The organism is Actinoplanes sp. NPDC048791 (assembly GCF_040650095.1).
GTDB lineage: Bacteria > Actinomycetota > Actinomycetes > Mycobacteriales > Micromonosporaceae > Actinoplanes.
On the sequence record NZ_JBEZGQ010000477.1, the window covers coordinates 1 to 6310 of the forward strand.

The 6310-nt window shown below is 71.7% G+C and carries 6 protein-coding genes; 4 read left to right on the plus strand and 2 right to left on the minus strand.

The annotated features are described in order from the left end of the window. A partial coding sequence (locus AB0C29_RS28495) for a helix-turn-helix domain-containing protein (protein WP_360826243.1) occupies positions 1–429 on the minus strand: 429 nt, incomplete at its 3' end. A gap of 166 nt (positions 430–595) precedes the next feature. Here AB0C29_RS28495 and AB0C29_RS28500 point away from each other — a divergent pair. From AB0C29_RS28500 to AB0C29_RS28510, 3 genes are all read left to right on the plus strand, one after another. Then, the gene (locus AB0C29_RS28500) at positions 596–1402 is read left to right on the plus strand and encodes a hypothetical protein (protein ID WP_360826246.1); all 807 of its coding nucleotides are present in this window, start codon (positions 596–598) and stop codon (positions 1400–1402) included. Positions 1403–1481: 79 nt separating this feature from the next. After that, a complete protein-coding gene (locus AB0C29_RS28505; RefSeq protein WP_360826249.1) occupies positions 1482–2534 on the plus strand; it encodes a lactonase family protein in 1053 nt (350 codons plus the stop codon). A gap of 182 nt (positions 2535–2716) precedes the next feature. Beyond that, entirely contained in the window at positions 2717–4417 is a 1701-nt protein-coding gene (locus AB0C29_RS28510) for a VWA domain-containing protein (protein WP_360826252.1), read from the plus strand. 53 nt (positions 4418–4470) lie between these two features. Here the strand turns inward: AB0C29_RS28510 and AB0C29_RS28515 are convergent, their stop codons facing one another. Continuing rightward, a complete protein-coding gene (locus AB0C29_RS28515; protein WP_360826255.1) occupies positions 4471–5604 on the minus strand; it encodes a PP2C family protein-serine/threonine phosphatase in 1134 nt (377 codons plus the stop codon). A 50-nt stretch (positions 5605–5654) separates the two neighbouring features. Here AB0C29_RS28515 and AB0C29_RS28520 point away from each other — a divergent pair, with 50 nt between their 5' ends. Next, positions 5655–6131 (plus strand): MarR family transcriptional regulator, encoded by a 477-nt coding sequence (locus AB0C29_RS28520; protein WP_360826258.1) that lies wholly within the window; start codon positions 5655–5657, stop codon positions 6129–6131. Positions 6132–6310 lie beyond the last annotated feature (179 nt).

Below are 6310 nucleotides of genomic sequence, written 5' to 3' on the forward strand. Positions count from 1 at the left end.
CTGATCGGCGCGCTGTTGGTCGGCCGCCTCGGCGAGCTGCCCGGCCTTGCGCTCGGTGGTGGCCTGGGCCAGGCCGGCCTGGAACCGGTCGGCGTCCAGGGCGCCCGCGTCGACGCGCAGGACGTACCCGCCGTTGGCCAGCGCGATCAGCTCACCCGGGGTCCGCGGCGAGCGGTCCGGCTCCAGCATCCGGCGCAACCCGGCCACGTATTTCTGGACCACGTTGGAGCCGTTCTCCGGGGGCTCGTCACCCCAGACGGCGTCGACGATCTGGTGGGTCGGCACCGGCCGTCCGGCGTTCAGCAGCAGCACGGCGAGCACCGCACGCTGCTTCGCCGGCCCGAGATCGACCTCCTCGGTGCCCCGCAGAGCGCGGACGTCACCGAGGATCTCGAACCGCAGCGCGGGGTCCGACGGTGTTCCGGTCACCGCGATACCCCCCTTGAGCAGCCCGTATGTGAAACGGCAGCGGAACGGCAGCCGGCAGCAGCATAGCGGCAGCCCGGTGGCAGCACTGTCACCCAGGCTTCACTGCGTCAACTCGACATGGCGGACCGGCCGGGCCGGCTGCCGCGGGAGAGAAAGCGATGACGTGATGAATGTTTCTGAGGCTCGGCTGGCTGGTCTGGGTGTCCTGCTCGCGGTGAGTGTCGCGGCCGGTGGCTGTGGTGTCGCGGACGCCGTCGAGGACGCGGCCGCGCCCACCTCGGCCAAGCCGCTGGCACCGCGGGACGCGCTGCTGAAGTCCCTGCCGGACGCCTCGACCGGCAGCTTCCGGTTCGAGGTCGAGGACGGGGAGGCCCCGGCCGAAGGTGAGTTCGACGCGAGCAAGCAGAGCTACCGGGTGGGCTTCCGGTACAAGGAACCGGACGCGGGCTTCACGCTGCACTCGGACTACCTGGTGGTGAAGAAGCAGTCCTGGATCAAGATCCGCTTCACCGGTACGGAGGGGCTGAGCGGTCTGCCCAAACTGCCCAAGAAGTGGATGCTGCTCGACCCGGCCAAGGTCAAGACCGACGACGTGCCGGTGGCCTACGACAACGAGACGGATCCGGGTGAGGCCGGTGTGGTGCTGCGGGCCATCGTCGATGTCCAGCAGACCAGTGCCGGGCACTTCGCCGGCACGACCGACCTGACCCAGCTGGGCGACTCGTCGGTGGTCGAGCCGGCCCGGCTGAAGGCGCTGGGGGACAAGGCCAAGGCGGTGCCGTTCGAGGCGACGGTGGACGGCGAGGGACGGCTGACCTCGACAGTCGTGCGGATCCCGGCCGCGGGCAAGACCAAGGCCAGCAGCTACGAGATCACTTACGCCGATTACGGCAAGACCTCCACGCCGGCCCCGCCGGCCGCGGACGAGCAGCAGCCGGCGACCAAGGCCGCCTACGAGCTGATCAACGCCTGAGGTACGGGGAGCAGCGGCGGTCGCGCGGGTCTGACGGGGGTCCGCGCGCCCGCCGCCCACCCGTGATTGGATCTGGGGCATGGGCGCGAATCACGAGTACGTCTTCCTCGGCTGCTACACCGGTGAGAGTGGCGGCGAGGGGGAGGGCATCGCGCTGTTGCGGCGTGACCGGGCCACCGGCGAGCTGACCCGGCTGGGTGTCGTCGCCCGTACCCCGTCGCCGTCCTTCCTGGCCCAGCACCCCCGGCTGCCGGTGCTGTACGCGGTGAACGAGCTGGACGCGGGCACGGTGAGCGCGTTCGCGATCGCGGAGGACGCGTCACTGACCCCGCTGGCAGTGCAGTCCACCGGCGGCTCGGCCCCGTGTCACCTCGCGGTCTCGGCCGACGCCCGCCACCTGCTGGTGGCCAACTACCTCAGCGGCGACGTGTCCGTGCACCCGCTGGACGCCGACGGTGTGCCGGGCGAGCGTTGTGACCTGCTCGGGTTCGAAGGGCAGGGTCCGGTGGCGGACCGCCAGGAGGGGCCGCACGCGCACATGGTCGCGCCGGTTCCGTTCGGCCCGGACGTGCTGATCTCCGATCTGGGCTCGGACCGGGTGTGGCGGGCCCGGCTCGACCCGGTGTCAGGCCGGTTGACCCTGGTCGGCGCCGCGATCGTGGCGACGCCCGGCACCGGTCCACGCCACCTGCGGTATGCGATCGACGGCGCGTTGCTGCTGGTGGGCGAGCTCACCGGCGACCTGACCTGGTACCGACCGGACACTTCGGACGGCAGCCTGCAACTGGCCGGCGGGGCGGCGAGCAGCTCCGACAAGTCGAACTATCCTTCGGAGCTGGCGACCGGCCGCGACGGCCGCTTCGTGTACGTGGCCAACCGCGGGCCCGACACGGTCGCGGTGTTCGCCTGGGAGCCGGACGGCGGCACTCTGATCGCCGAGGTGGCGACCGGCGGGCAGTGGCCGCGGCACCTGGCCCTGCTCGGGGATCACCTGTACGTAGCCAACGAGCGTTCACATAACGTCACGATCTTCCGGATCGACCCGGATACCGGCATCCCGCAGTCCCAGGGCGATCCGGTGGCCGAGGGAAGTCCGACGTGCGTGCTGCGCTGGAATCCGATCACCGGCTAGCCTGCACGGCCCGGATTGGCTTCATCACGTAACGTGAATTAAGTACGGGAAAACCCCAATCCGAGTAACTTTCGTCCGAACGTATATGGCATTCGCGTCTCCTACTGCGCAGTATGGAGCGCGTGTCAGGCCGCCATCGCAGAAACTTCAATCTCAGAGGAGCCGGCGTCGTCGCATCAGCGATGGCGATCGTTGTCGTCCTCGCTGGTTCCTGGCTCGGCTATCAGAGTCTCGCCGCGGACAAGTGCTCCGGTCAGATCAAGCTGACCGTCGCTGCCGCTCCCGAGATCGCCCCCGCCGTGGACCGCGCTGCTCAGCAGTGGGCTTCCGGTGGTGCCAGTGTCAACGGAACCTGTGTCGCCGTGAACGTGACCGGCGTCAACCCCGCGACCACGGCCTCGGCCCTGGCGCTCAAGCACGGTGTCACGCTCACCGGTCTTCCCCCGGCGGGTAAGTCGTCGCTGGTCCCGGACGTGTGGCTGCCGGACTCGTCGACCTGGCTGCTGCGGCTGCGCTCCGAGGCCTCCGGCTTCGTGCCCACCGACGGCAAGTCGATCGCCCGCAGCCCGGTCGTGGTCGCCATGCCGGAGCCGGTCGCCCAGCAGGTCGGCTGGCCCGACAAGAAGCTCGCCTGGTCCGACCTGCTGGCCAAGATCACCACCGGCAACTCGCTGCGCACCGGCATCGTGGACCCGACCCGTGACGCGGCCGGGCTGGCCGGTCTGCTGGCCCTGGGCAGCGCCACCGGCACCGACCCGGCGGCCAAGGCCACCCAGGTCGGCGCCCTGCGCGCGCTCGCCGCCGGCAGTTCCTCGCTGCGCGACGACCTGCTGCAGAAGTTCCCCCGCTCGCTCGACGCGGCCGACCTGGCCAGCAGCATCAGCGCCGCACCGCTGTCCGAGGAGGACGTGGTCGCGTACAACGCGGAACGCCCGGAGGTGAAGCTCGCGGCGCTCTACCTCGAGCCGACGCCGCCGGCGCTGGACTACCCGTACGCGGTCATGCCCGAGGTCGACCTGACCAAGGCCGCGGCCGCGACCGGTCTGCGGCAGGCGCTGGAGCAGCCCAGCTTCAAGAACGAGCTGGCCGCATCGGGCCTGCGGGCCGCCGACGGCACGGTCGGCAACGGCTTCGCGGCCCCGGTCGGCGCGCCGCCGGCCTCACCCGCCGTGGCCAAGCCCGCCGGTGGTTCCGAGGGCGCCGCCGCGGCGGGCCTGGACGCCGGCGCGCTCAACCGGGCGCTGGGCAGCTGGGCCGCGATCACCCTGCCGGGCCGCGCGCTCGCCGTCTTCGACGTCTCCGGTTCGATGCTCACCAAGGTGCCGACGGCCGGTGGCCTGACCCGCGCCGAGGTGACCAGACGGGCCGCCGCCCAGGGTCTCGCCCTGTTCGACGACAAGTGGGCGGTCGGCACCTGGATCTTCTCCACCGAGCTGGTGGGTAAGCGGCCGTGGAAGCAGATCGAGCCGATCAGTCCGCTCTCCTCACGGCGGGCCGCGCTGGCCGCCTCGATCCAGAAGATCCAGCCCAAGGAGGGCGGCCAGACCGGTCTCTACGACACGGCGCTGGCGGCCTACAAGAACGTGCAGGACAGCTGGCAGGGCGGCAGGGTCAACTCGGTGCTGCTCTTCACCGACGGGGCCAACAAGAACCCCGACGGCATCAGCCGGGCCACCCTGGTCGCCGAGCTCAAGAAGCTGGCCGACCCGACCCGCCCGGTGCGCCTGGTGATCATCGGTATCGGCAACGAGGTCGACCGCGGCGAGCTGGAAGCGATCGCCAAGGCGACCCGCGACGGCGGCGTGTTCGTCGCGCCCGACCCCGCGAAGATCGCCGACATCTTCCTCGAGGCGATCTCGTCCCGCTCGGGCGCCAAGAGCTGATCCGCTGAAAGGCACCACGGCCGCCGGTTCCCGCGAGGGAGCCGGCGGCCGTCTCAGTTGGTCGTGCCGCCGGTCCAGTCGAGACAGACGGCCACCGCGTCGTCGTCCATGTCACCGCCGACGAAGGCCCGCAGATCACCCAGCAGCGAGCGGATCGCCTGCAACGGTGCCAGCGAACCGGTCCGCCGGACGAACCGGTGCAACGCGGACTCGCCGTAGCGGCTGTTCTCCTTGGCGGCATCAAAGACGCCGTCGCTGACGATCAGCAGCCGGTCACCGGGTCGCAGGGTGAAGGTCTGTGGCCGGTACTCCGAGGTCTCGAACATGCCGAGCGGGAACTGCGCCTCCAGCGGCTCGTCCAGCACGTCACCGTCGCGCAGCACCATCATCCGCGGCGAGCCGGCATCCACCGCCTGCACCACCCCGGTCCGCAGGTCGAGCTCCAGCAGCAGCGTCTCCACGTGCAGGTCGCCGCGGTGCTGGGCGAAAACCGCCTGATCGGCGAGGGCGGCCTGGTCGGCCAGCGCCAGCCCGGCGCGGCGGGCATTGCGCAACGCGTACGTGGCCAGCGACGTCAACAGGGTGGCGTTCATCCCGTCGCCGTGGCCGTTGAGAACGTTCAGGTAGAGCCGCCCGTCCTGCTCGGCCCAGTCGAAGCTGTCGCCGTGCACCGCGTACGACGGCTCGAGCTGCCCGGCCAGGCTGAACGACGGGCCGGTGCGGCTGCGCCCGGGCAGCAACTCCCACTGCATCTCCGCCGCGAGCGTGAGGCGCCTGGTGCGGGCCGCGACGGCGTACCGGTCTGTGCCGGCGGCTGCCGCCTGCAGCTCGTGCGCGAGCATCGAGGCCACCTCGGCCAGCTCGGCCCGCGTGCCCTCCGAGTCGGGCACCGGTGTGAACCGCAGCACCCCGATCCGTTCGCCGCGCGCGGTCACCGGCACAAAACCGGTGTGCCCGGCGACGACCTCACCCTGGTGGTCGAACGTGCGCCACGCCGGATCGCCGGCCCGGGTGACCGGTGGGCCGTCGAGCAGCGGCAGCAGGGTGGCCAGGCGGTAGTCGACCAGCAGCAGGTCGAGGTCGGTCACCGCGTACTCCTTGGCGACCGTCTCCGCGAGGCACTCGACCAGGCGATCGGCCGGCGCGTCGCGCAGCGCGCGCCGGACCGCGGTCAATCGGTCGGACACGGTTTCCACCCCTCGACAGCCTCCGGCGTACGGGTAGTCTCTGTCGCACCATGGCCGAACACCATGGGCCGGATGGGCCGGACCCGATGCGCGCCGCGGCAGTCGACGACGCCGCGCCCGCGCTGCTGGCGATGTGGGATGCCGCCCGCCAGCGGGCCACCCCGCTGCTCTCCGGCCCACAGCTGAGCGCCCTGCTCGTGGTCGAACGCGAGGAGGGCATCAACCTGCGCGGCCTGGCGACGCAGCTGCGGATGATCCTCTCCTCGGCCAGCCGGCTCTGCGACCGCCTGGTGGCCTCGGGCATGGTGGAACGCGCGCCGGGCCGGGCGGACCGCCGCGAGATCGCGTTGTTCCTGACGCCGTCGTCCCGCCAGCTGCTTCAACACCTGCGCACCACCCGCCGTGAGCTGCTGACCGACGTGCTGGAGCGGATGTCGCCCACCGGCCGGGCCGCACTGCTGCGCGGCCTGACCGAGTTCGCCGCCGCGGCCGACGAGGCGCCGGGCTCGACCGCCCGCTCGGCCTGAGCTTACGGCCGCCACCGGTCCGGCGCGGCCCGCTCGCCGCGTGAGCCCACCCACGACCGGTCCCGCACGGCCGCTTGCCCATGGCCCATCACCACCGGGCGGTGCCCGCACGCCCTCAGCCCACCGGGCGGTGCCCGCACGCCCTCAGCCCACCGGGCGGTGCCCGCACGCCCTCCGCC

What these genes read in the sequence shown, in the direction of transcription:
- AB0C29_RS28510 (WP_360826252.1), top strand. Translation starts at nt 2,717, where the DNA reads ATGGCGATCGTTGTCGTCCTCGCTGGTTCCTGGCTCGGCTATCAGAGT.
- AB0C29_RS28500 (WP_360826246.1), top strand. Translation starts at nt 596, where the DNA reads ATGAATGTTTCTGAGGCTCGGCTGGCTGGTCTGGGTGTCCTGCTCGCG.
- AB0C29_RS28505 (WP_360826249.1), top strand. Translation starts at nt 1,482, where the DNA reads ATGGGCGCGAATCACGAGTACGTCTTCCTCGGCTGCTACACCGGTGAG.
- AB0C29_RS28520 (WP_360826258.1), top strand. Translation starts at nt 5,655, where the DNA reads ATGGCCGAACACCATGGGCCGGATGGGCCGGACCCGATGCGCGCCGCG.